At 64.1% G+C, this 21,227-nt stretch carries 25 protein-coding genes; 12 read left to right on the forward strand and 13 right to left on the reverse strand.

All coding sequences use genetic code 11. The features are described 5' to 3' along the window. Together ORS3428_RS23470 and ORS3428_RS23475 are read right to left on the reverse strand one after the other, a co-directional pair. On the reverse strand, window positions 1–821 hold an 821-nt coding region (locus tag ORS3428_RS23470; RefSeq protein WP_071100678.1), incomplete at its 3' end, for a LysR substrate-binding domain-containing protein. A gap of 39 nt (window positions 822–860) precedes the next feature. Beyond that, window positions 861–1,844 carry a GlxA family transcriptional regulator gene (locus ORS3428_RS23475; protein WP_071100679.1) on the reverse strand — a complete coding sequence of 328 codons (984 nt, stop codon included), beginning with the start codon at window positions 1,842–1,844 and terminating at the stop codon, window positions 861–863. A gap of 54 nt (window positions 1,845–1,898) precedes the next feature. Here ORS3428_RS23475 and ORS3428_RS23480 point away from each other — a divergent pair, with 54 nt between their 5' ends. Both ORS3428_RS23480 and ORS3428_RS23485 read left to right on the forward strand, forming a co-directional pair. Then, window positions 1,899–2,210, forward strand: coding sequence for a DUF1272 domain-containing protein (locus ORS3428_RS23480; RefSeq protein WP_071100680.1), 312 nt, complete (start codon window positions 1,899–1,901; stop codon window positions 2,208–2,210). 198 nt (window positions 2,211–2,408) lie between these two features. Further along, entirely contained in the window at window positions 2,409–3,404 is a 996-nt protein-coding gene (locus ORS3428_RS23485) for an aldo/keto reductase (RefSeq protein ID WP_071100681.1), read from the forward strand. Window positions 3,405–3,548: 144 nt separating this feature from the next. Here the strand turns inward: ORS3428_RS23485 and ORS3428_RS23490 are convergent, their stop codons facing one another. From ORS3428_RS23490 to infC, 8 genes are all read right to left on the reverse strand, one after another. Continuing rightward, entirely contained in the window at window positions 3,549–4,151 is a 603-nt protein-coding gene (locus ORS3428_RS23490; protein ID WP_071100682.1) for a nucleotidyltransferase family protein, read from the reverse strand. Window positions 4,152–4,272: 121 nt separating this feature from the next. Then, entirely contained in the window at window positions 4,273–6,681 is a 2,409-nt protein-coding gene (gene pheT, locus ORS3428_RS23495) for a phenylalanine--tRNA ligase subunit beta (RefSeq protein WP_071100683.1), read from the reverse strand. Further along, window positions 6,678–7,100: a GFA family protein gene (locus ORS3428_RS23500; protein WP_071100684.1), complete on the reverse strand. Its 423-nt coding sequence runs from the start codon at window positions 7,098–7,100 to the stop codon at window positions 6,678–6,680. The genes pheT and ORS3428_RS23500 overlap by 4 nt, the downstream gene beginning before the upstream one ends. Beyond that, complete coding sequence (gene pheS / locus ORS3428_RS23505; protein WP_071100685.1) at window positions 7,097–8,194, reverse strand: phenylalanine--tRNA ligase subunit alpha; 1,098 nt, start codon at window positions 8,192–8,194, stop codon at window positions 7,097–7,099. Before pheS ends, ORS3428_RS23500 begins: the two co-directional genes overlap by 4 nt. 140 nt (window positions 8,195–8,334) lie before the next feature. Continuing rightward, window positions 8,335–8,736, reverse strand: a complete 402-nt coding sequence (gene rplT, locus ORS3428_RS23510; protein ID WP_071100686.1) for a 50S ribosomal protein L20 — start codon at window positions 8,734–8,736, stop codon at window positions 8,335–8,337. Between the two features lie 37 nt (window positions 8,737–8,773). Beyond that, window positions 8,774–8,977: a 50S ribosomal protein L35 gene (rpmI, locus tag ORS3428_RS23515; protein WP_071100687.1), complete on the reverse strand. Its 204-nt coding sequence runs from the start codon at window positions 8,975–8,977 to the stop codon at window positions 8,774–8,776. 183 nt (window positions 8,978–9,160) lie between these two features. Then, window positions 9,161–9,808: a methyltransferase family protein gene (locus ORS3428_RS23520; RefSeq protein WP_071100688.1), complete on the reverse strand. Its 648-nt coding sequence runs from the start codon at window positions 9,806–9,808 to the stop codon at window positions 9,161–9,163. A 138-nt stretch (window positions 9,809–9,946) separates the two neighbouring features. Next, window positions 9,947–10,483 carry a translation initiation factor IF-3 gene (gene infC, locus ORS3428_RS23525; RefSeq protein WP_083355269.1) on the reverse strand — a complete coding sequence of 179 codons (537 nt, stop codon included), beginning with the start codon at window positions 10,481–10,483 and terminating at the stop codon, window positions 9,947–9,949. A gap of 226 nt (window positions 10,484–10,709) precedes the next feature. Here infC and ORS3428_RS23530 point away from each other — a divergent pair, with 226 nt between their 5' ends. From ORS3428_RS23530 to ORS3428_RS23545, 4 genes are all read left to right on the forward strand, one after another. Further along, window positions 10,710–11,480: an alpha/beta hydrolase gene (locus tag ORS3428_RS23530; protein ID WP_071100724.1), complete on the forward strand. Its 771-nt coding sequence runs from the start codon at window positions 10,710–10,712 to the stop codon at window positions 11,478–11,480. Between the two features lie 3 nt (window positions 11,481–11,483). Beyond that, entirely contained in the window at window positions 11,484–12,626 is a 1,143-nt protein-coding gene (locus ORS3428_RS23535) for a benzoate/H(+) symporter BenE family transporter (protein WP_071100689.1), read from the forward strand. A gap of 115 nt (window positions 12,627–12,741) precedes the next feature. Next, window positions 12,742–13,221, forward strand: a complete 480-nt coding sequence (locus ORS3428_RS23540) for a DUF2852 domain-containing protein (protein ID WP_071100690.1) — start codon at window positions 12,742–12,744, stop codon at window positions 13,219–13,221. Window positions 13,222–13,340: 119 nt separating this feature from the next. Continuing rightward, window positions 13,341–14,108, forward strand: a complete 768-nt coding sequence (locus ORS3428_RS23545; RefSeq protein WP_071100691.1) for a M48 family metallopeptidase — start codon at window positions 13,341–13,343, stop codon at window positions 14,106–14,108. A gap of 149 nt (window positions 14,109–14,257) precedes the next feature. Here ORS3428_RS23545 and ORS3428_RS23550 read toward each other — a convergent pair whose 3' ends face one another. Beyond that, window positions 14,258–14,476, reverse strand: a complete 219-nt coding sequence (locus ORS3428_RS23550; protein WP_071100692.1) for a hypothetical protein — start codon at window positions 14,474–14,476, stop codon at window positions 14,258–14,260. Between the two features lie 111 nt (window positions 14,477–14,587). Here ORS3428_RS23550 and ORS3428_RS23555 point away from each other — a divergent pair, with 111 nt between their 5' ends. The 6 genes from ORS3428_RS23555 to ORS3428_RS23580 all read left to right on the forward strand — a co-directional run bounded on the left by ORS3428_RS23555 (window position 14,588) and on the right by ORS3428_RS23580 (window position 20,441). After that, window positions 14,588–15,247, forward strand: coding sequence for a phosphoribosylanthranilate isomerase (locus tag ORS3428_RS23555; RefSeq protein WP_071100693.1), 660 nt, complete (start codon window positions 14,588–14,590; stop codon window positions 15,245–15,247). A 92-nt stretch (window positions 15,248–15,339) separates the two neighbouring features. Then, a complete protein-coding gene (trpB, locus tag ORS3428_RS23560) occupies window positions 15,340–16,560 on the forward strand; it encodes a tryptophan synthase subunit beta (protein WP_071100694.1) in 1,221 nt (406 codons plus the stop codon). A gap of 2 nt (window positions 16,561–16,562) precedes the next feature. Continuing rightward, complete coding sequence (trpA, locus tag ORS3428_RS23565) at window positions 16,563–17,402, forward strand: tryptophan synthase subunit alpha (RefSeq protein ID WP_071100695.1); 840 nt, start codon at window positions 16,563–16,565, stop codon at window positions 17,400–17,402. Between the two features lie 94 nt (window positions 17,403–17,496). Then, the gene (accD, locus tag ORS3428_RS23570) at window positions 17,497–18,423 is read left to right on the forward strand and encodes an acetyl-CoA carboxylase, carboxyltransferase subunit beta (protein WP_071100696.1); all 927 of its coding nucleotides are present in this window, start codon (window positions 17,497–17,499) and stop codon (window positions 18,421–18,423) included. Between the two features lie 222 nt (window positions 18,424–18,645). Further along, window positions 18,646–19,971: a bifunctional folylpolyglutamate synthase/dihydrofolate synthase gene (locus tag ORS3428_RS23575; protein WP_071100697.1), complete on the forward strand. Its 1,326-nt coding sequence runs from the start codon at window positions 18,646–18,648 to the stop codon at window positions 19,969–19,971. A gap of 50 nt (window positions 19,972–20,021) precedes the next feature. Next, a complete protein-coding gene (locus ORS3428_RS23580; RefSeq protein WP_071100698.1) occupies window positions 20,022–20,441 on the forward strand; it encodes a VOC family protein in 420 nt (139 codons plus the stop codon). Between the two features lie 5 nt (window positions 20,442–20,446). Here the strand turns inward: ORS3428_RS23580 and ORS3428_RS23585 are convergent, their stop codons facing one another. Then, entirely contained in the window at window positions 20,447–20,728 is a 282-nt protein-coding gene (locus tag ORS3428_RS23585) for a cupin domain-containing protein (RefSeq protein ID WP_071100699.1), read from the reverse strand. Between the two features lie 129 nt (window positions 20,729–20,857). After that, on the reverse strand, window positions 20,858–21,181 hold the full coding sequence (gene trxA, locus ORS3428_RS23590) for a thioredoxin (protein ID WP_040972836.1): 324 nt from the start codon (window positions 21,179–21,181) through the stop codon (window positions 20,858–20,860). Window positions 21,182–21,227: the final 46 nt, after the last annotated feature.

The raw sequence follows: 21,227 nt of genomic DNA on the forward strand, positions 1-21,227 counted from the left end.
TAGACGAAGAAGCCGTCGAAGGTCGGGCACCAGTCCTCCAGCACGCGGATCAGCCTGCCGTCGCYGAGGGGCGCCCGCACATAGTCCTCGAACACGAAAGCGAGCCCGGCGCCGTCCACCGCCGCGCGGGCGATCAAATGGTCCTCGTCGAGGATCAGCGGCCCCTCGACTGCCATCTCGATTTCCTCGCCCTCCTTCTCGAACTCCCAGCGATAGAGGATGCCGCTGGAAAAGCGGAAGCGGATGCAACGATGGCCGGCCAGCTCGCGCGGGTGGCGCGGCCGGGGCATGGTTTCGAAATAGGACGGCGCGCCAACCACCGCGCCGCGAATGTTGGGGCCGATGCGCGCCGCTATCATGTCGCGCTGCAGGCTTTCGCCAAGCCTGACACCAGCGTCGAACCCACCTTCGACCACGTCGGTGAAACGGTCCTCGATGACGATCTCCAGCACGATGTCCGGATAGGCGGCGGCAAAGGCGCCGAGCCGCGGCGTCAGCACCAGATGCGCGGCGGTGCGCGGGACGCTGAGTCTCAGATTGCCGGCCGGCCGGTCGCGCGCCTCGACCGCCGTCTCCAGCGCCAGGTCGATTTCGGACAGTGCCGGCCGCAGCCGTTCCAGGAGCTGCGCGCCTTCCTCGGTCGGTGCCACGCTGCGCGTGCTGCGCGCCAGCAGCCGCACGCCGAGCCGCGCTTCCAGGCTCGCCACCGCATGGCTCACCGCCGACGGCGCGATGCCGAGTTCRCGCGCCGCGCCGCGGAAGCTGGCGCATTGGGCGACGGTGGCGAGCACGGCRAGTTGCGAGAGATGAGATCGATTCATTGATATATGCCAATCGAGGAGTTTGGTCGCTACGCCGCCTCAGGCCGCATGCCAGCTTTTCCGGTAGTCCTGCGGCGACATCGAAAACAGGCGAATGAAGGCGCGCCGCAACGTTTCCTCGTTCTGAAAGCCGCATCGCCGCGCCACGCTCTTGACCGGCAGTCGCGTGTCGGAGAGCAGCGTTCGCGCCATCTCTATGCGCAGCCGCTCGACCRATCGGGCAGGGGTCACGCCCATCTCCTCGACATAGCGCCGGCTGAAATTCCGCTCGCTCATTCCGCAGCGATTGGCGAGCTGGCCGAGCGTGAGCTTCTGCGCGAGATTTTCGCCGATCCAGGCATGAAGCTCGGCAAACCGGCTCGACTGCTGGACGGAAAGCATGGCGCTGTACTGGGCCTGTCCGCCCGGGCGTTTCAGGTAGACGACGAGGTCGCGCGCAACCGCGAGAGCCATGTCGCGCCCCAGATCCTCCTCGACCATGGCAAGGCAGAGATCGATACCCGCCGTGACGCCGGCCGAGCTCCACATCGGACCGTCGCGCACGAAGATCGGCTCTGCCTCGACGGCAAGCGAGAGGAACCGTTGCGAGAGCTCGCGGCAGCGCTCCCAGTGCGTCGCGACCCGGCGTCCGTCGAAAAGGCCTGCGGCGGCCACCACGAATGCGCCGGTRCAGACCGAAGCCGTCCTGCGAGCAGTCGCGGCTCGTCCCCGTATCCATTCCAGCAGGCCGGGATCGGCGACAGCTGCCTCGATGCCCTGCCCGCCGGGCACGATCAGCGTGTCGAGCGGCGCATGGATTTCGGGCAAGGGCTCGGCCACGACGGCAAGGCCCGCCGAACTGGAGACAGCCCCGCCATGCCGCGCAACCACCTTGAGAGCGTAGGGGAGCGTCCCGGTGGCGAGCTTGTTGGCGGAAGCGAAGACYTGCAGCGGCCCCGTGATGTCGAGGATCTGTACGTCGGCGAAGGCGAGGATCTCGATCGTCCTTGCCTGGTTTGGCTGGATTAGTGGGGACTTTGTCATTCCAGYCAGCCTACCGCCTGCTACGAGGTGTGTCCATTGCAAGGAGACGGCCGCATGGGACTGCAACTCAGACCGAACTGCGAATGCTGCGATATCGACCTGCCGCCGGATTCGGAGATGGCGCGCATCTGCTCGCACGAATGCACATTTTGCGCGGATTGCGTGGAAAGCAGGCTGCAGAACGTCTGCCCCAATTGCGGCGGCGGMTTCGCGCCGCGGCCGATCCGGCCGGCACAGGAATGGCGCGAGGGCGAGTCGCTCCGCCACCATCCGGCGTCCACGAAGCGGGTCCACATGCGCTATCCGCTGGTCGAGGTGACGGCGTTTTCGCAGCGTATCCGTCATATCCCGCCTGCCTTCAGGTGAATGGGATCACGACCACCAATTGATCTATCTTATAGATCAAGCCGTGCAAATGAGAGACAATTATCGAACGGAATGCAAGGCGCTATCTCCATTGCATGCCGCCCAGCAGTGCGCAGCGGTTTTGGGGCAACGACATGCATAACCAAAACCTAAAGCGCGTTGTCGACGCGCTTTAGCATCACAACAAGGAGAAGCGAGATGCAAACCCGCAAGCTTGGAACTGAACTCGAAGTTTTCCCCGTCGGCCTCGGCTGCATGGGCATGAGCTTCGGCTATGGCGGTCAGCCGGAAGCCGAGGCGATCGCCACGTTGCGCYGCGCCGTCGAGATCGGCGTCAACTTTTTCGACACGGCCGAGGTCTACGGCCCCTATGAGAACGAGATCCTGCTCGGCAAGGCGCTGAAGCCGGTGCGCGACAAGGTGACGATCGCCACCAAATTCGGCTTCAAGATCGCCGAGCAAGGCAGCGGCACCGATCGTATGATCGGCGTCGACAGCCGTCCCGAGCACGTCAAGGCGGTGGCCGAAGCTTCGCTGAAGCGGCTCGATACAGACGTGATCGATCTTTACTACCAGCATCGCGTCGACCCGAACGTACCGATCGAGGATACGGTCGGCGCCATGGCCGACCTGGTGCGCGAGGGCAAGGTGCGGGCGCTCGGCCTCTCGGAGGCAAGTGCCGCAACCATCCGCCGGGCGCATGCCGTGCACCCGATCGCCGCCGTGCAGAGCGAATATTCGCTGTGGAGCCGCGATCCCGAGGACGAGGTCTTCGCCGTCTGCCGCGAGCTCGGCATCGGCTTTGTACCCTACAGCCCGCTCGGTCGCGGTCTGCTGACCGGCACGATCGCCAAGCCGGATGTGCTGGGCGCCGGCGACTGGCGCCTTGGCTTGCCGCGCTTCCAGGCCGAAGCCATGGAAGCCAACAACGCCGTCATCGCCGTGCTGGAGAAGATGGCGGCGGAAAAGGGGGTGACGCCGGCGCAGCTGGCGCTCGCCTGGGTGCTGCACCAGGGTGATTTCATCGTGCCGATCCCCGGCGCGCGAAAGATCCGCCACCTGGAGCAGAACACCGCGGCGGCCGGGATCGAGTTGAGCGCCGCCGATGTCGCGGCGATCGGCGATGCGCTGTCGCCCGACAAGGTGGTCGGCAAGCGCTATACGGAAGAGTTGCTGGCGCTGGTGAATGGGTGAGCTCCTACCCTCCCCCTTGTGGGGAGGGTCGGCTCGCTGACGCAGCGAAGCGGAGGCAGTGAGACGGGGTGGGGGTGGCGCCCTACGAGAACCCCCACCCCGATCCGCGATGCGGATCGACCCTCCCCACAAGGGGGAGGGTGGTCACCAAGGCACAACTGTAATCTCCGGCCAGTACTTCTCGGCCCGCGCCCCCTTGGCCTCATGCGTCCGCTGATTGTCCAGCACCCTGTTCGGCGTGATGCGGAACGAAAAAATATCGTCGAGCCCGAACGGCGCCACCAATTCCAGCGCCCCGTCTCCGTCATACCGCACCCCGACCGCATGCGTCTTCGACGCGAAATAGCTGACGGATTCGCTGGCACTCCTGTAGCGCGGGCATTCCTGCCCGAACTTGGCCGGATACCACAGATGCACGCGCGCCTGGTTGCGCACCTCGACCGGGAGCGCCAGGCCTTTGAAATGCCGTGCCGCCCGGCGGATCACCGCATCCTCGGCTTCGTAGGAGAGGTCGGTGTCGTCGAAATAGAACAGGTCGACGTCCTTGATGCCGTATCCCGGCGCCTTGCCGGTGAGATGGTTCCAGACGCTGTTGTAGAGCGCGCCGGAAACCACCAGCCAGTCCGGCAGCGCGAGCTGGCGCACCCGCGCCAGCGTTTCGGCCACCAGCGGGTCGGCCGCGATGATGGCGAGGAAGGCTGCGCGCTGCTCTTCGAAGGGAAGGCCGGAATAGCGAAGATGGTCCATCGCCCTTTGAAGGGCGATTCGCCATAGCTCAGCAATCCGCAGCGCAATTCCAGGAAAATTGTCGAGCGGTTTTCTGTCCGAAATTGCGTAAAGCAAATAAGTAGAGCGGCAGCGAGCCGCTCTACGCTCTCAGCACGCCGCCCGTCTGCTTGTTGACGTTCTCGACGATGCGTTTTGCCAGCGCCTCGAAATCCTCGTCGGTCAGCGTCTTCTCGACCGGCTGGATCGACACTTCGATGGCGATCGACTTCTTGGCGGCGCCCAGTGAAGCGCCCTCGAAGACGTCGAACACAGAAACACCGGTGACCAGCTTCTTGTCGGCGGCTAAAGCCGCCCTGACCAGCGTGCCGGCCTCGACCGACCTGTCGACGACGAAGGCGAAGTCGCGCTTCACCGCCTGGAAGGGCGACAGCTCCAGCTTCGGCTTGGTGCGCGTCGGCTTGGCCTTCGGCTCCGGCACTRCATCGACAAAGACCTCGAAGCCGCAGAGCGGCCCGGAAACGTCGAGCACCTCAAGCGTCTTCGGGTGGAATTCGCCGAAGGTGCCGAGCACGGTCTTCGGTCCGAGCTTGATCGTGCCGGAGCGTCCAGGATGATACCAGGCCGGGCCGCCGGGCTCGATCTGCAGCCGGTCGACAGGCGCGCCGCAGGCCTCGAGTGCCGCGATCGCGTCGGCCTTTGCATCGAACACGCCGACTGGGGCAGCGTTGCCGGCCCAGCTGCGGCCCGAGCCGTCGAGCTTGGCCGTGCCGCGCCGCACGCCGGCGGCAACGCGCCGCTGCTGCTCGGGCGTGTCGCCCTCATAGGTGCCGGAAACCTCGAACAGCGCCACATCGCCGATGCCCCGGTCGGCATTGCGCTGCGCGGCGCTGATCAGCCCCGGCAGCAGCGAGGGCCGCATGTCGGACATGTCGGCGGCGATCGGGTTGGCGAGCTTCAACCCGTTCTGGCCGCCGCCGAACAGCGCGGCGTGCCTGGCCGGGATGAACGACCACGTGACGGCCTCCATCATGCCGCGCACGGCCAGCGCGCGCTTGGCCGCGCGGGTGCGCACCTGCAGCGTGGTCAGGATCTTGCCGTTGACCGCGTCATGCGAGGTCAGCGGCTGCGGCGCGATATTGTCGACGCCGTGAATGCGCATCACCTCCTCGACGAGGTCGGCCTTGCCGTCGACATCCGGCCGCCAGGATGGCACCCTCACCTCGACGACGTCGCCGGAACCATGCGTTTCGAAGCCTAGCCGCGTCAGAATGMCAAGCGCTTCCTCTCTCGGCACCTCGATGCCGGTCAGCCGCTTCACTTCCGAAAGTGGGAAAAAGATGATTTTCGGCTTGTGACCGGCATAGCCCGCCACCTCCATCTCCGTCGGCGTGCCGCCGCAGAAATCGAGCACCAGCTTGGTCGCGAGCTCGACGCCCGGCACCATGAATTCGGGGTCGACGCCGCGCTCGAAGCGGTAACGCGCGTCGCTGATGATGCCGAGCGTGCGGCCGGTGCGCGCGGTGGTGATCGGGTCCCAGAGCGCCGATTCGATCAGCACGTCGGTGGTGTTCTCGTCGCAGCCTGAATGCTCGCCGCCCATGATGCCGGCAATCGATTCGACGCCTTTGTCGTCGGCGATCACACACATTTCCCGCGTCAGCGTGTATTCGCGGCCGTCGAGCGCCAGCAGCTTCTCGCCGTCCCTGGCGCGGCGCACGACGAGGTTGCCGGCAACCTTGTTGGCGTCGAAGACATGCAGCGRCCGGCCGCGGTCGAAGGTGACGTAGTTGGTGATGTCGACCAGCGCGCTGATCGGCCGGAGCCCGATGGCGATCAGCCGCTGCTGCAGCCATTTGGGCGACGGGCCGTTCTTCACGCCCCTCACCAGTGTCAGCGCGAAGCCGGGGCAGAGTTCGGGCGCCTCGATCGTGACCTTGACCGGGCACAGGCCGTTGYCGACATGCGGCATGATCGCCCCGCCGGTGAGGCGGCCAAGCCCGCTTGCCGCAAGATCGCGCGCAATGCCGTAGACGCTGGTCGCGTCGGGCCGGTTTGGCGTCAGATTGATCTCGATCACCGGGTCGTCGAGATGCGCGTAAGCAGCGAAGCTGGTGCCGACCGGCGCATCCTCAGGCAGGTCGATAATGCCGCTATGTTCGTCCGAAAGCAGCAGCTCGCGCTCGGAGCACATCATGCCATGGCTCTCGACGCCGCGGATCTTGCCGACCGAAAGCGTCACGTCGATGCCGGGAATATAGGTGCCGGGTGCGGCGAAGGCGCCGATCAGGCCGGCGCGGGCGTTGGGCGCCCCGCATACCACCTGCACCGGCGGCTTGCCGTCGCCGGTATCGACGGTGAGCACGCGCAGYCGGTCGGCGTCTGGATGCTGTACCGCCGTCAGCACCTTGGCGATGACGAAGGGTTTCAGGCTCGCCTTGTCGTCGACATGTTCGAYTTCGAGGCCGATCGCAGTCAGCCGCTCGACGATCTCGGCAAGCGAGGTGTCGGTCTCGAGATGGTCCTTGAGCCAGGAGAGGGTGAATTTCATGACTGTGTTTCCGAAGGTCTGGGCACGCTGGTCTTCAAATGACGCGGCAGTGAATCGGGCATGTGCAGGAAGGGCAACTGCTCGCGCACATGCGCGTGCAGCGTCGGCCTGAAATAGGCAGGCATGTCCATGGCGCCGAGCATGAAATAGATGTGGCCTGCAAGCCGCTCGTCGACATAGGCGATCGGCGAGCCGCAGATGCCGCAGAACGATCGCTCCACCGGGCCGTTCCGGTAGCTCTTCAGCGACTTTCCGTCGAGCGCGATCTGGTCGGCCATGAAGCCGACAAAGGCCGACACCGGCGCGCCTGTCGCGCGCCGGCAATCGCTGCAGTGGCAATAGCTGATGTGGTGCGGCTCGGCCGAAGCCTCGAACCGCACCGCGCCGCAGCGGCAGCCCCCGGTGTGCGGGGCCGTCATGTGCTCAAGCCCCCGAACAGCGTCGGCAGGTCGAGCGGCCGGAAGCCGTAATGCGAGAGCCAGCGCACATCGGCGTCGAAGAAGGCGCGCAGGTCCGGCATGCCGTATTTCAGCATGGCGATGCGGTCGATGCCCATGCCCCAGGCGAAGCCCTGGTACTCGTCGGGATCGAGGCCGCCGTAGCGCAGCACGTTGGGATGCACCATGCCACAGCCCAGGATCTCCATCCAGTCGGAGCCTTCGCCGAAGCGCACTTCGCCGGGCCGCGAGCGGTCGCACTGGATGTCGACCTCGAGGCTGGGCTCGGTGAATGGGAAGAAGGACGGCCGGAAGCGCATCTTGACGCTTGGCACTTCGAAGAAGGCCTTGCAGAACTCCTCCAGCACCCATTTCATGTTGGCGATGTTGGCGGTTTTGTCGATCACCAGCCCCTCGACCTGATGGAACATCGGCGAGTGCGTGGCGTCCGAATCCTGCCGGTAGGTCTTGCCGGGGATGACGATCCGGATCGGCGGCTTCTGCTGCTCCATGGTGCGGATCTGCACGGGCGAGGTGTGCGTGCGCAACAGCTTGCGCTCGCCCTTCTCGTCCGGCTGAAAGAAGAAGGTATCGTGCATCTCGCGCGCCGGATGGCCTTCCGGGAAGTTGAGTGCAGTGAAGTTGTAATAGTCGGTCTCGATGTCCGGACCTTCGGCGATCGCGAAGCCGAGATCGCCGAAGATCGCGGCGATCTCGTCGATCACCTGGCTGATCGGATGGATGCGGCCGCGCTCGGCCGGCGACTGGCGCACCGGCAGCGTGACGTCGACCTTCTYGGCCGCGAGCCTGGCGGCGATCGCCGCATCCCTCAGTTCCGCCTTGCGCGCCGTCAGCGCCTCGGTGACGCGGTTCTTCAGGCCGTTGATCGCGGGGCCTTTCACCTGCCGCTCCTCGGCGCTCATCGCGCCAAGCGTCTTCAGCATTTCGGAGACCGAGCCCTTCTTGCCCAACGCCGAGACGCGCACAGCCTCGATCGCCTGCTCGTCGGCCGCGGCGGCAATCTCGGCAAGCAGCGAAACTTCAAGGGTTTCAAGATTTCCAGCAGTGGCGTTCACGGCGAAACTCTCTTCGATCGGGTAACCAGACTGGGCGCTGTGTTACCATTTTGGTTGCATCAGGAACGAAAAAACCCGCGCCAGCCCTGCCAGCGCGGGTTTCCCAAATCAAGTGTCGAAAATGCTTGGGAAGGCGCTGGTTAGGCTACAGCGCTCTCAAACGCATTCGGCGTGGTGTTCTTCAGGTATTCGAGCGCGACCTTGGCCTTGGCGACGAGTGCTGCGAAAGCCTGCGGCTCATGGATGGCCATGTCCGAAAGGATCTTGCGGTCGATCTCGATGCCGGCCTTGTTGAGGCCGTCGATGAAGCGGCCATAGGTCAGGCCGTGCTCGTGCACCGCTGCATTGATACGCTGGATCCACAGCGCGCGGAACGAGCGCTTGCGGTTCTTGCGGTCGCGATAGGCGTACTGCAGCGACTTCTCCACCGCCTGCTTGGCGATGCGGATGGTGTTCTTGCGGCGGCCGTAGAAACCCTTGGCGGCTTTCAGGACCTTCTTGTGCTTGGCGTGGGCGGTGACGCCTCTCTTTACGCGTGCCATGTCATGATCTCCTTAAAACGTTGTCCAAGCCGAGGGATTAGAGGCCGTTCGGCAGAAAATTCTTGATGACCTTCTTGCCGTCCGGTTCAGCCAGAACCATCGTGCCGCGGRCATCGCGAATGAACTTGTTGGAACGCTTGATCATGYMATGGCGCTTRCCGGCGGCAGYCGACAGCACCTTGCCGGTGGCAGTAATCTTGAACCGCTTCTTGGCGGCCGACTTGGTCTTCATCTTGGGCATTTTRCTTGTCCTTTCGTGGGGGCCCGCAGTCGGGCCGTTGTTCGCTTCGGGCCGACCAGAGCCCGAAAAGCAAATGAAACCGCCACGGCATGCCCTGCCGGGCGGCTTTTTGGAAACGGCGGTCCTATAGATCAAAGAGCGCCCACGCGCAACACCTCAGACGGTGCGGYGCTCTGTCCTCGATCAGGGTAGCCTGAACAACACCGGCAGCATGCCCGACTGCTGCGCACCGTCGATCAGTTCGAAGGCCGGCAGCGCCACCAGGAACACCAGTCCGTCGAGCAGCGTGTTCAAAAGCAGGCGCGGCTTGAAGCTGCCGGTGTCGCCTTCCTGGTAGAGCGAGAGTTTTGGAAAGAAGCGCGGCACGCGCGCCAGATAGGCTTCGTAAGGGGCGCCGAGCACCTGCTTGAGGTATTTCTCCTCGCGCAGGATGACGATGTGGAACGCGCCGGCGCACAGAACGGCGAAAAGGATAATGCCGGTGAAGGAGCCGATCTGCGCCCCGACGCCGGCTGCGGCCACCGTCGAGAACACGTAGAGCGGGTTGCGGGTGATCGAATAGGGCCCTCCGGTGACCACTTCGGCGGATTTGCGCCCGCCTATATAGAGCGTCGACCAAAGTCGCCCGACGATGCCAAGGAAGATCAACAGAACGCCGACCATCTCGATCGTCTCGTGGACTGGCGTTTCGGGCGGAAAACTCGACTGGCCGAAGAGCAGCGCCGCGAACARCACTGCGATCAGCACCGCAAGCACCAGCCGGCGCATCTGCTGGTAGCCGCCCAACCCGGCAGGCGGGTTGTCGTTCGTAGATTTCACGTCATCGACCATGATTGGAGTCCGATCGTCGAGAGTTTGCCGGCGATCGGATAGGCGCCCCGCCGATCGTCGGGACGCCGTGCTCGCCAATTCAGGCGGATTTTAGAGCAATTCCGGGAAAACCGCCGCGCACTTTTCCTGGAATTGCTTTTAGCGGGGCGCCAGCACCATCATCATCTGGCGGCCTTCGAGCTTCGGCTCGGCCTCGACCTTGGCGATCGGCGCCACTTCCTCGCGCACCTTGTTCAGGAGTTGYATGCCAAGCTCCATATGCGCCATCTCGCGACCGCGGAAGCGCAGCGTCAGCTTGACTTTGTCGCCATCCTCGAAGAAGCGCCRCACGGCCTTCATCTTGGTCTCGTAGTCATGGCTGTCGATGTTCGGGCGCATCTTGATCTCCTTGATCTCGATGACCTTCTGGTTCTTGCGAGCTTCGGCCGCCTTCTTCTGGTTGGCGTATTTCAGCTTGCCAAGATCGAGGATCTTGACGACGGGCGGCTGCGCGTTGGGCGATATCTCGACGAGATCGAGCCCGGCCTCTTCGGCCAGAAGCAGCGCTTCGTTGATGGAAACTTCGCCACGGTTGTGGCCTTCTGYGTCGATAAGCTGGACCCGGGGCACCCGGATCTCTCGGTTGGAGCGCGGACCGTCCTTGGTGGSTGCCGCTGCTTTGAAAGGTCTGCGAATGGTCGTGGTCTCCTCGGCCGTTTCGTTCAGGGTTCTTTAGATTCAAATGCGTGGACGCGCGTATGTGGTGAGCGCGCGGCCGGAGTCAATAGCACAGCCTCGCCAGGAAATCACCTCAAAGCTTGCCCTGGAAGCTGCCATCGTCTGCACCAAGCAAAGAAATGGCGCGAGCACTTTTCGGCGAAGCATCGGTTATGYCAAAAGACCGGCCGGGAAGGACAAGGTCATGAACGCCAGCGCACCAGTTTTCATCGACGTGGACGGGTCGAATATCGCCGTCAGGCAGACGCCGGGCTCAGCACCCGGCATCGTCTGGCTAGGCGGCTACAAGTCCGACATGCTGGGCACCAAGGCCGAGGCGCTGTCGGCCTGGACGGCCAGCGAAGGGCGCGCCTGTCTCCGCCACGACTATTCAGGCCACGGCGAATCCGGCGGCGACTTTGCCGACGGCACGATCTCGAAATGGCTGGCCGAGAGCCTTGCCGTCTTTCGCCGCTTCAGCAAAGGCAAGCAGATCCTGGTCGGCTCCTCGATGGGGGCGTGGATCGCGCTGCGCATGGTGCAGGAATTGCGCAAGGCCGGCGAGGATCGCGTCGCCGGGCTGGTTCTGCTGGCTCCGGCGCCGGATTTTACCGCCGAATTGATCGAACCGGTGCTGACCAAGGCCCAGAAGCGCGATCTTTCGAAGAAAGGATTTTTCGAGGAACCGTCGGATTATTCGGACGAGCCCTACATCTACACGCGCGCGCTGATCGAGGACGGCCGGGCGAATCTTGTGATGACCGGGCCGATCGACACCCATTGCCCGGTGCACATCCTGCAAGGCCTCGCCGATCCCGATGTGCCGTCCGGCCATGCGCTGAAGCTCGCCGCCCTACTGCCGTCCGACGATGTCACGCTGTCGCTCATCCCCGACGGCGATCACCGCCTTTCCCGCCCGGAGGATATCGACATGCTGCTGCGCGCCGTCGGCGATTTGGTCCAGCGGGCAGCCTGACCAGTGCGCATTTCCATCCCGATATCCGCCTTCGTCGCGGCGATCGTCGGCTTCGGCGGCACGCTCGCCATCGTCATTGCCGCTGCTAAGGCGGTCGGCGCCACTCRGATCGAGACGGCGAGCTGGGTGACGGCGATCTGTCTTGCCATGGCGATCGAATGCCTGTGGCTGTCCTGGCGCACGAAGATGYCGGTCATCACCGCCTGGTCGACGCCCGGCCTCGCGCTGGTCGCGGCCTCCAGCGGCTTCACCATGCCGGAGGCGGTCGGCGCCTTCATCGTCACCGGCATCCTTTTGATCGCCACCGGCCTGTTCAAGCCGCTGACGCGGCTGATCGCGACGATCCCGGCCTCGGTCGCGTCCGGCATGCTGGCCGGCATTCTCATCGGCTTCGCTATCAATGCGGTGAAGGCCATTCCCTCCGATCCCTGGCTTATCCTGCCGCTGATCGCAGCCTTCTTCGTCATCCGGCTGTTCAATCCGGCGGTCTCAGTGCTTGTGGTGCTGATCGGCGGCGGCCTGGCCGCCTTCCTCACCGGCCGTGTCGGTGGCCTGCCGGCGCCGGAACTTTCGACGCTGACGCTGATCGCGCCGCAGTTCACCGCCTCGGCCATCGTTGGCCTCGCCTTGCCGCTCTACCTCGTCACCATGGCCTCGCAGAACCTGTCCGGCCTCGCCGTGCTGAAAGCCGCCGGCTACCACCCGGAGCCCGGCCCGCTGATCGGCGTCACCGGCCTCTTCTCGCTGCTTTCGGCGCCGTTCGGCGCGTCGACCACCAATCTGGCGGCGATCTCGGCGGCGATCTGCACCGGCCCGGATGTCCATCCGGACCCGGCCGAGCGCTGGAAGACCGGGCCGTTCTATGCGCTCGCCTACCTGGTCTTCGCCATCTTCGGCGCTTCGCTGGTGGCGATCTTCGCCGTGCTGCCGCAGAGCCTGATCGTGCTGGTCGCCGGCCTGGCGCTGATGGCGCCGCTCGCCAACGCGCTCTCGATAGCCCTCCATGACGCGGGCGAGCGCATGCCGGCAACGGTCACCTTCGCGGTGACCGCTTCGGGGCTCACGCTTTTCGGCGTTGGCGCGGCGTTTTGGGGGCTGGTTGCCGGAATGGCAGTGCTTTTCCTCGAAAAACTCAAAAAGCGATAACCATTTCAGGCGCTTCGCCGGTTTTGGCCGAACTTGCCTTGAATCGCCGATTTCGCCTTCCCATTTCGATTCCACGCAGCCGGTTTGGCTGTCTCCAACGGAAGGACTGGGAGAAATGAATACAACCGCATTGATCCGTCCGGCCTGGACGCCGGCCACCATCGCGCTGATGGTGATCGGCTTCATGGTGTTCTGGCCGCTCGGCTTCGCCATGCTCGCCTACATCCTCTGGGGCGACCGGCTCGATGGCTTCAAGCGCGACGTCAACCGCGCCACGGACGGTATCTTCGCCGGCTGCCGCCGCGGCTCCGAAAGGGCCGCCCRCTGGGGCCACGGCTCGTCCCGCACCGGCAACGTCGCTTTCGACGAATGGCGCGAGAAGGAGCTCGAGCGCCTCGCCGAGGAGCGTCGCAAGCTCGATGAAATGCTGACCGAGTTCGACGAGTATGTGCGCGAACTGCGCCGCGCCAAGGACCAGGAAGAGTTCGACCGCTTCATGGCCGAGCGCAACAAGTCGACCGCGCCGACCACGCGCGGCGCGACCGGAGCGACGGGGCCGAAGCGCGGCAAGGGCACGAACCTGCTTGACGACTAAGGCTCACCCATAGACCCGGTATGACATACGGCGTCGCGCCAGCGGCGCCGTTTCTTTTTTGTTCTCCATAGTACCTTCAGTCCACTGGCCGTTTTTCTCGAATCGCGTATCGTCCAGCCATGACCCTCGGCTTTTTTCGGAATCTCACCAAGCCCAAGTCCGCTCCCTCCGCTCCCGTTGTAGAGCGCGAGCATTGCGTCGCCGGACGCACGCTGCCGCTCAAGATCGTCGAGAGCGCGCGGGCCAGGCGGCTGACGTTGCGCATCGATTCCGGCGGCCAGGGCCTGCGCGTCACCGTGCCGCCGGGATTGCGCCGCGGCGAAGTCGAAAAATTTCTCGACCGCCATCAGGACTGGCTGGAGCARCGCCTGGCCAAGGTGCCGCTGAGGCCGCAAGTGYGGCCCGGCATCAAGATTCCGATCCGCGGCGTGCCGCACCGCATCGTCCATGAGCCGGCAAAGCGCGGCACCGTCACCATCGTGCGCGACGAGCGCGGACCGCTGCTGATCGTCCATGGCGAGCGCGTGCACCTGCCGCGYCGCATCGCCGACTATCTGAAGCGCGAGGCCAAGCGCGAGATCGAGAAGCTTGTGGTCAAGCACACCGAGGCGATCGGCAAGCGCGCCAAGGCGATCCGTTACAAGGATACCTCCAGTCGCTGGGGGTCATGCACCTCGGAGGGCAACCTCTCCTTCTCGTGGCGCATCATGATGGCACCGCCCGCGGTCATCAATTACCTGGTGGCGCATGAGGTCGCGCATCTGAAAGAGATGAACCACGGCCCGAAATTCTGGAAGCTGTGCGAAAAACTCTGCCCCGACACCGATCGCTGCAAGGACTGGCTGAAGCGCAACGGTGGCGCACTGCAGGCGATCGTGTTTGAGTAGGCTGGGCGCGCCGAATACCGCCCGCCATGAGGCGAGGTCGGAGATTGGCTGAGCCGCTTAAGCGTCGACATCCTAGGGCGGAGCAAGGAGCGAAGCGACGCGCGCAGATCCTGGGATGACGAAGTTACGGCTGGCGCCCTACGAAACCCTCAATCGTCATTCGCCGCATTCAGTTCCTCCGGCCGCAGCCCCTCTTCGCTCTGATGCGGCCAGGGCAAGAAATTGCGATCGAAAGTGTCGCTGCCGAAATAATCGAGCGCCCGGTGCGCCTCGGCGCCGTTGAAGTCGGACTTCTCCATCAGATGCGCGATCACCTCGCGCGCCTGCGCGATCTTTTGCCTGAGTTCGGCTACGGTCTGGTCGGCCATGGTCGTCTCCTCCCGCCTGCGTTGCCTTGTTTCCAAGTTAGCGCTTTCCGGCCGCCCGGCAACAGCATGCTTTTTCTYGACTCTTCGGCCGTTTCATGCCAATCCCGCGCCATGACGCTCGACATCAAGATCTGCGGATTGAAGACCGACGCTRCAATGGCCGCGGCGCTCGCCGGCGGCGCCAGCCATGTCGGCTTCATCTTCTTTGCCAAAAGCCCGCGCTATGTCGCTCCCGCCGAGGCCGGCCGTCTGCGCCAGGCTGCCATCGGCAAGGCCAAGTCGGTCGCCGTCACCGTCGATGCCGACGATGCCTTTCTCGACGAGATTGTCGCCAGCATGCAGCCGGAYATGCTGCAGCTGCATGGCGCCGAGACGCCGGCGCGGGTGGCGGAACTCAAGGCCCGCTATGGYCTGCCGGTGATGAAGGTGCTGTCGGTCAGTGAGAGGGCGGATCTCGAACGGATAAAGCCCTATATCGGCGTTGCCGACCGTTTCATGTTCGACGCCAAGCCACCCAAGGGTTCGCAATTGCCGGGCGGCAACGGCGTCGCCTTCGACTGGCGCATCCTTGCCGGCCTTGACGCCGGGCTCGATTACATGCTTTCCGGTGGGCTCAACGCCGCCAATGTCGGCGATGCCCTGAGTCTGGCCAATCCGCGCGGAATAGACGTGTCGTCCGGCGTGGAAAGCRCTCCGGGCGTCAAGGATCCGGCGCTGATCGAGCAGTTTTTCCGGGCCGTCAGGGCCGCGCGCGACGATCGCGCCGCCTGAGGAACTCTTTCAAACCCGAGCATGTCCCGGAAAAGTGGGAACCGGTTTTCCGATAAGGACATGCTCAAAGGCCAATATTGAGGAGATCGGCGATGAACAAGCCGGCTATGYCCAATTCCTTCCGCACCGGGCCCGACGAGCAGGGCATGTTTGGCATTTTCGGCGGCCGCTTCGTCGCCGAGACGCTGATGCCGCTGATCCTCGATCTCGAAAAACAGTGGAACAGGGCCAAGAACGATCCGGAGTTCAAGGCCGAGCTGCAGAACCTGTCCACCCATTATGCCGGGCGGCCTTCAAAGCTCTATTTCGCCGAAGGCCTGACGAAACATCTCGGCGGCGCCAAGGTCTATTTCAAGCGCGAGGACCTGAACCATACGGGCTCGCACAAGATCAACAACTGCCTCGRCCAGATCCTGCTCGCCAAGCGCATGGGCAAGCGGCGCATCATCGCCGAGACGGGCGCAGGCCAGCACGGCGTCGCCTCGGCAACCGTCGCGGCACGCTTCGGGTATCCCTGCGTCGTCTACATGGGCGCCACCGATGTCGCCCGGCAGAGCCCCAACGTCTTCCGCATGAAGCTGCTCGGCGCCGAGGTCCGGCCGGTCACCGCCGGCCACGGCACGCTGAAGGACGCCATGAACGAGGCGCTGCGCGACTGGGTGACCAATGTCGAGGACACCTATTACCTGATCGGCACCGCCGCCGGCCCGCATCCCTATCCGGAGCTGGTGCGCGACTTCCAGTCGGTGATCGGCTCGGAAGCCCGCGCCCAGATGCTGGAGCAGGAAGGCCGCCTGCCGGACGTCATCATCGCCGCCGTCGGCGGCGGCTCCAATGCCATCGGCCTGTTCCATCCCTTCCTCGACGACAAGGATGTCCGCATCATCGGCATCGAGGCCGGCGGGCGTGGCCTGGACGGCGTCGAGCATTGCGCCTCGATGAATGCCGGCGCGCCCGGGGTGCTGCATGGCAACCGCACCTATCTGCTGCAGAATGCGGACGGCCAGATCCTCGACGGCCATTCGATCTCGGCCGGTCTCGATTATCCCGGCGTCGGGCCCGAGCATGCCTGGCTGCGCGACACCGGCCGCGTCGAATATCAGCCGATCCTCGACGACGAGGCGCTTGAAGCCTTCCAGCTGACGACGCGCGTCGAAGGCATAATTCCGGCGCTGGAATCCGCGCACGCCATTGCGCACGCGATGAAGATCGTGCCTTCCATGGACAAGGACCAGATCGTCATCGTCAACCTGTCCGGCCGCGGCGACAAGGACGTGCACACGGTGGCCAAGATGCTGGGCATGGAGATCTGATAATGACGACCCGCATCGACCGCCGCATGGCAAAGCTCAAGTCCGAAGGCCGTCCGGCCTTGGTCACCTATTTCATGGGCGGCGATCCCGACTACGACACCTCTTTAGCCATCATGAAGGCGCTTCCCGGCGCCGGCAGCGACATCATCGAGCTCGGCATGYCCTTCTCCGATCCGATGGCCGACGGTCCTGCCATCCAGGCGGCGGGGCTGAGGGCGCTCAAGGGCGGCCAGACGCTGGTCAAGACACTGAAGATGGCGTCCGAATTCCGCGCCGGCGACGACGAGACGCCGATCGTGCTCATGGGCTACTACAACCCGATCTACAWTTACGGCGTCGACCGCTTCCTCGCCGATGCCAAGGCGAGCGGCATCGACGGGCYGATCGTCGTCGACCTGCCGCCGGAAATGGACGAGGAACTCTGCATCCCGGCGCTGAAGGCCGGCATCAACTTCATCCGGTTGGCGACGCCGACTACCGACGACAAGCGCCTGCCCAAGGTCCTCGAGAACACCTSCGGCTTCGTGTACTACGTCTCGATGACCGGCATCACCGGCTCCGCCCTTGCCGACACGGCCAAGGTGGCGGCTGCGGTCAAGCGCATCAAAGGCCATACCGCTCTGCCGGTCTGCGTCGGCTTCGGCGTCAAGACCGCCGAGCAGGCCCGCGTCATCGGCGCCTCGGCGGATGGCGTCGTTGTCGGCACCGCGATCGTCAACGCGGTCGCCAATGTGCTGGGACCGAAGGGCGAGAAGACGGCCGATCCGGCCGAGGCCGTCGCCACCCTGGTCAGCGGCCTGGCCCAGGGTGTCCGTTCGGCCCGCCTTGCTGCTGCCGAATAGCCCGACTATTTGTTGTTACGCAGTTCCAAACGGAAAGCCGCCACACAGTTTTCCCGGAATTGCGCGAAGTCCTTCCAGGACAGGAGCCGAAGCCATGAACTGGATCACCAATTACGTTCGCCCGAAGATCAATTCGATGCTCGGCCGACGCACGGACATGCCGGAAAACCTCTGGATCAAGGATCCCGAGACCGGCGAGATGATCTTCCACAAGGACCTGGAATCCAACCAGTTCGTCATCCCGTCCTCCGGCCATCACATGAAGATTTCGGYCAAGGAGCGGCTKAAATATTTCTTCGACGACGGCAAATACGAGACGCTGGAAAACCCCAAGGTCGTCCAGGACCCGCTCAAGTTCCGCGACGAGAAACGCTACACCGATCGCCTGAAAGAGGCGAAGACCAAGACCGGGCTGGAAGACGCCATCCTCAACGCGACCGGCACCATCGAAGGCCTGCCGGTGGTGGTCACCGTGCAGGATTTCGCCTTCATGGGCGGCTCGCTCGGCATGGCGGCAGGCGATGCCATACTGCACGCTTTCGACGTTGCCCTGCAGCGCAAACGGCCGCTGATCCTGTTCGCGGCCTCCGGCGGCGCCCGCATGCAGGAAGGCATCCTCTCGCTGATGCAGTTGCCGCGCACCACGGTCGGCGTCGACCGGCTGAAGGAAGCGGGCCTGCCCTATATCGTTGTGCTCACCAACCCGACCACCGGCGGCGTCACCGCCTCCTACGCCATGCTGGGTGACGTTCACATCGCCGAGCCCGGCGCGCTGATCGGCTTTGCCGGGCCGCGAGTCATCGAGCAGACCATCCGCGAGAAGCTGCCGGACGGCTTCCAGCGCGCCGAATATCTGATGGAGCATGGGATGGTGGACATGGTGGTCTCCCGRCTGGAGATGCGCCCGACCATCGCGCGGCTTCTCAAGATGCTGCTCAAGGCCCCGGCCGCCGAGAAGCCGGCCGAGCAGGAGTTCCTGCCGCCGGCRCTAACCCAGCCGGAATCGCGGCCGCAGGCCTGACGCGACATCGTTTGYCGCCAAACGCGATTGCGACGCGTCTTGTGTACTGTAGGCTTTGATTTCACATGGTCCTTCCGTAGCCGATCCCCGGCTTCTTGGGTCATGCGCCAAAAGCAATTCCTGGAAATGTGTGAAACGGGTTTCCGTCCGGAATTGCCTCAAACAAAAGATAGAGCGGTTTCTGCATTTCCATGAAATGATGAACCGCTCTAGGATTCCGCCATGACAACGCTTGCCGCCGACCGCGAAATCGAACACCTGATGACGCTCCATCCGAAAGGTTTCGACCYTTCGCTGGATCGCATCACCCGCCTGCTCGACCGTCTCGGCAACCCCCAGGACCGGCTGCCGCCGGTCATCCATATTGCCGGTACCAACGGCAAAGGCTCCTGCGCCGCCTTCTCGCGCGCGCTGCTGGAGGCGGCGGGTCATCTGGTCCATGTCCATACCTCGCCGCACCTGGTGAATTGGCACGAGCGCTACCGGCTGGCGGCCGAAGGCGGCGGCAAGCTGGTCGACGATCATGTCTTTGCCGAGGCCATCGCCCGCGTCGCCAAGGCCAATCAGGGTCAGAAGATCACCGTCTTCGARATCCTCACCGCCGTCACCTTCATTTTGTTCTCCGAGCATCCGGCCGAGGCCGCGATCATCGAGGTCGGTCTCGGCGGCCGCTTCGACGCCACCAATGTCATCAACCGGCCGGCGGTCTCGGTCATCATGCCGGTGTCGCTGGACCACGAAGCCTATCTCGGCGACCGGGTCGAGGTGATTGCGGCCGAGAAGGCCGGCATCATGAAACGCGGCTGCCCGGTGGTGATCGGCGCACAGGAAAGCGAGACGGCCCTCGAAGTGCTGATCGAGACCGCCGAGCGGCTGGATTGCCCGACCCTCGTCTACGGCCAGGATTTCCTCGCCTTCGAGGAGAACGGCCGCATGGTCTATCAAGACGAGGACGGCCTCATGGACCTGCCGCTGCCGCGCCTGCCCGGACGGCACCAGTTTGCCAATGCCGCCGCGGCGATTGCCGCGGTCAAGGCCRCCGGCTTCGAGATCGGCCACCGCGCCGCCGAACGCGCGATGGCCAACGTCGCCTGGCCAGCCCGGATGCAGAAACTGACGCAGGGCCGTCTGGTGGATCTGGCACCCAAGGGCGCCGAGATTTGGCTCGACGGCGGCCACAATCCGGGCGCCGGCATTGTCATAGCCGAGGCCTTGGCCGAGCAGGAGGAAAAGAACCCGCGCCCACTGATYCTCATCTCCGGGATGATCAACACCAAGGACCAGAGCGGCTATTTCAGCGCCTTCAAGGGATTGGCCCGGCATGTCTACACGGTGCCGGTGAGCAAGAGCGATTCCGGCGTGCCGAATGACGAGCTGGCGCTGCGCGCCGCTGAGGCCGGCCTGTCGGCCGAGCCGGTCAGCTCAGTCGCCAATGCGCTGATGCTCCTGCGCGACACATGGGACGGTCCGGCGCCGCGTATCCTGATCGGCGGCTCGCTTTATTTCGCCGGCGCGGTGCTGGAAGAAAACGGAACGCCGCCGACCTGAACACCCAGGAAGACTTGGGGCGAATTTCGGCGGGGGCCGAGGAGCCGACCATGATCGAGGTGAAGCAACTCGCCCATGTCTGCATCTTCGCGCATGACCTGGAGGCGACGCGACGCTTCTACCGTGACGTGCTCGGCATCGACACAAGGTTCAATTTCCTGCGCGACGGCAAGATCTTCGGCTTCTACCTCGATTGCGGCGGCCGCAGCCACGTCGAGGTGTTCGAGAAGAGCGAGAGCAGCTACAGCGACCGGAACCAGATCAACCACTTCTGTCTCGAAGTGGAAGATATCGATACCGCGATCGCCCATATCCGGTCGAAAGGCATCGAGGTAACGCCAAAGAAGCTCGCCTGCGACGACACTTTTCAGGCCTGGATCACCGATCCCAACGGCGTGAGGATCGAGCTGTTCGAATACACGGGCAAGAGCGCGCAATTCGCCGCCGGCGATCGCGTCGCCGACTGGTGAGGCGCCTATTTCAGCTCGATCTCGATGAAGGCGTATTCGCCGTCATTGGCGTTGATGACGTCGTGCTCGACGCCTTCCCTGCGGAAATAGGGCGCGCCTTTCTTCATCTCGGCGAAGGATTCGCCGTCCTTGGTCACAAGCTTCAGCTTACCGTCCATCAGTGGCACGACGACATAGTCATGCCCGTGGCGGTGCCAGCCGGTGTTGGCGCCCGGCGCGAAGCGGTATTCGGTGACGATCACCCGCTCATTGTCGACGAAGACGGTGGCCCTGGCTGTTCCGGTCATGGCACTCTCCTTTTCTCGTAGAAGAGGAGATGGCGGGTCTCAACGTCAGGGCCAGAGCACCACCAGCGATGGCGCCAAAGAAAAGCCCGGCGCGATGGCCGGGCTCGTTCTTTGAATATTCGGATTGGCTCAGGCGAGGCTGCCGTTGATCCAGTGCGACAGCGCGGTCTTGGGCGCCGCGCCCACCTTCATGTCGGCCACTTCACCACCCTTGAAGATCATCAGCGTCGGGATCGAGCGCACCCCATACTGCGCGGCCAATTCGGGATTCTCATCGATATTGAGCTTGGCGACCTTGATCTTCGAGCCGAGCTCCTTGGCGATATCTTCCAGCGCCGGAGCGATCATCTTGCAGGGACCGCACCATTCCGCCCAGAAATCCACCACGACCGGCTCCTTGGCGTTGAGCACATCGGCCTGAAAATTGCCCTTGTCGACCTTGACGGTGGCCATGCTGAAATCCTTTCGAAAACTCGGGGTTGCACCAAATGTGGTGGTT

It is taken from the genome of Mesorhizobium sp. ORS 3428 (assembly GCF_001854785.1).
In the GTDB taxonomy this organism is placed as follows: domain Bacteria; phylum Pseudomonadota; class Alphaproteobacteria; order Rhizobiales; family Rhizobiaceae; genus Mesorhizobium.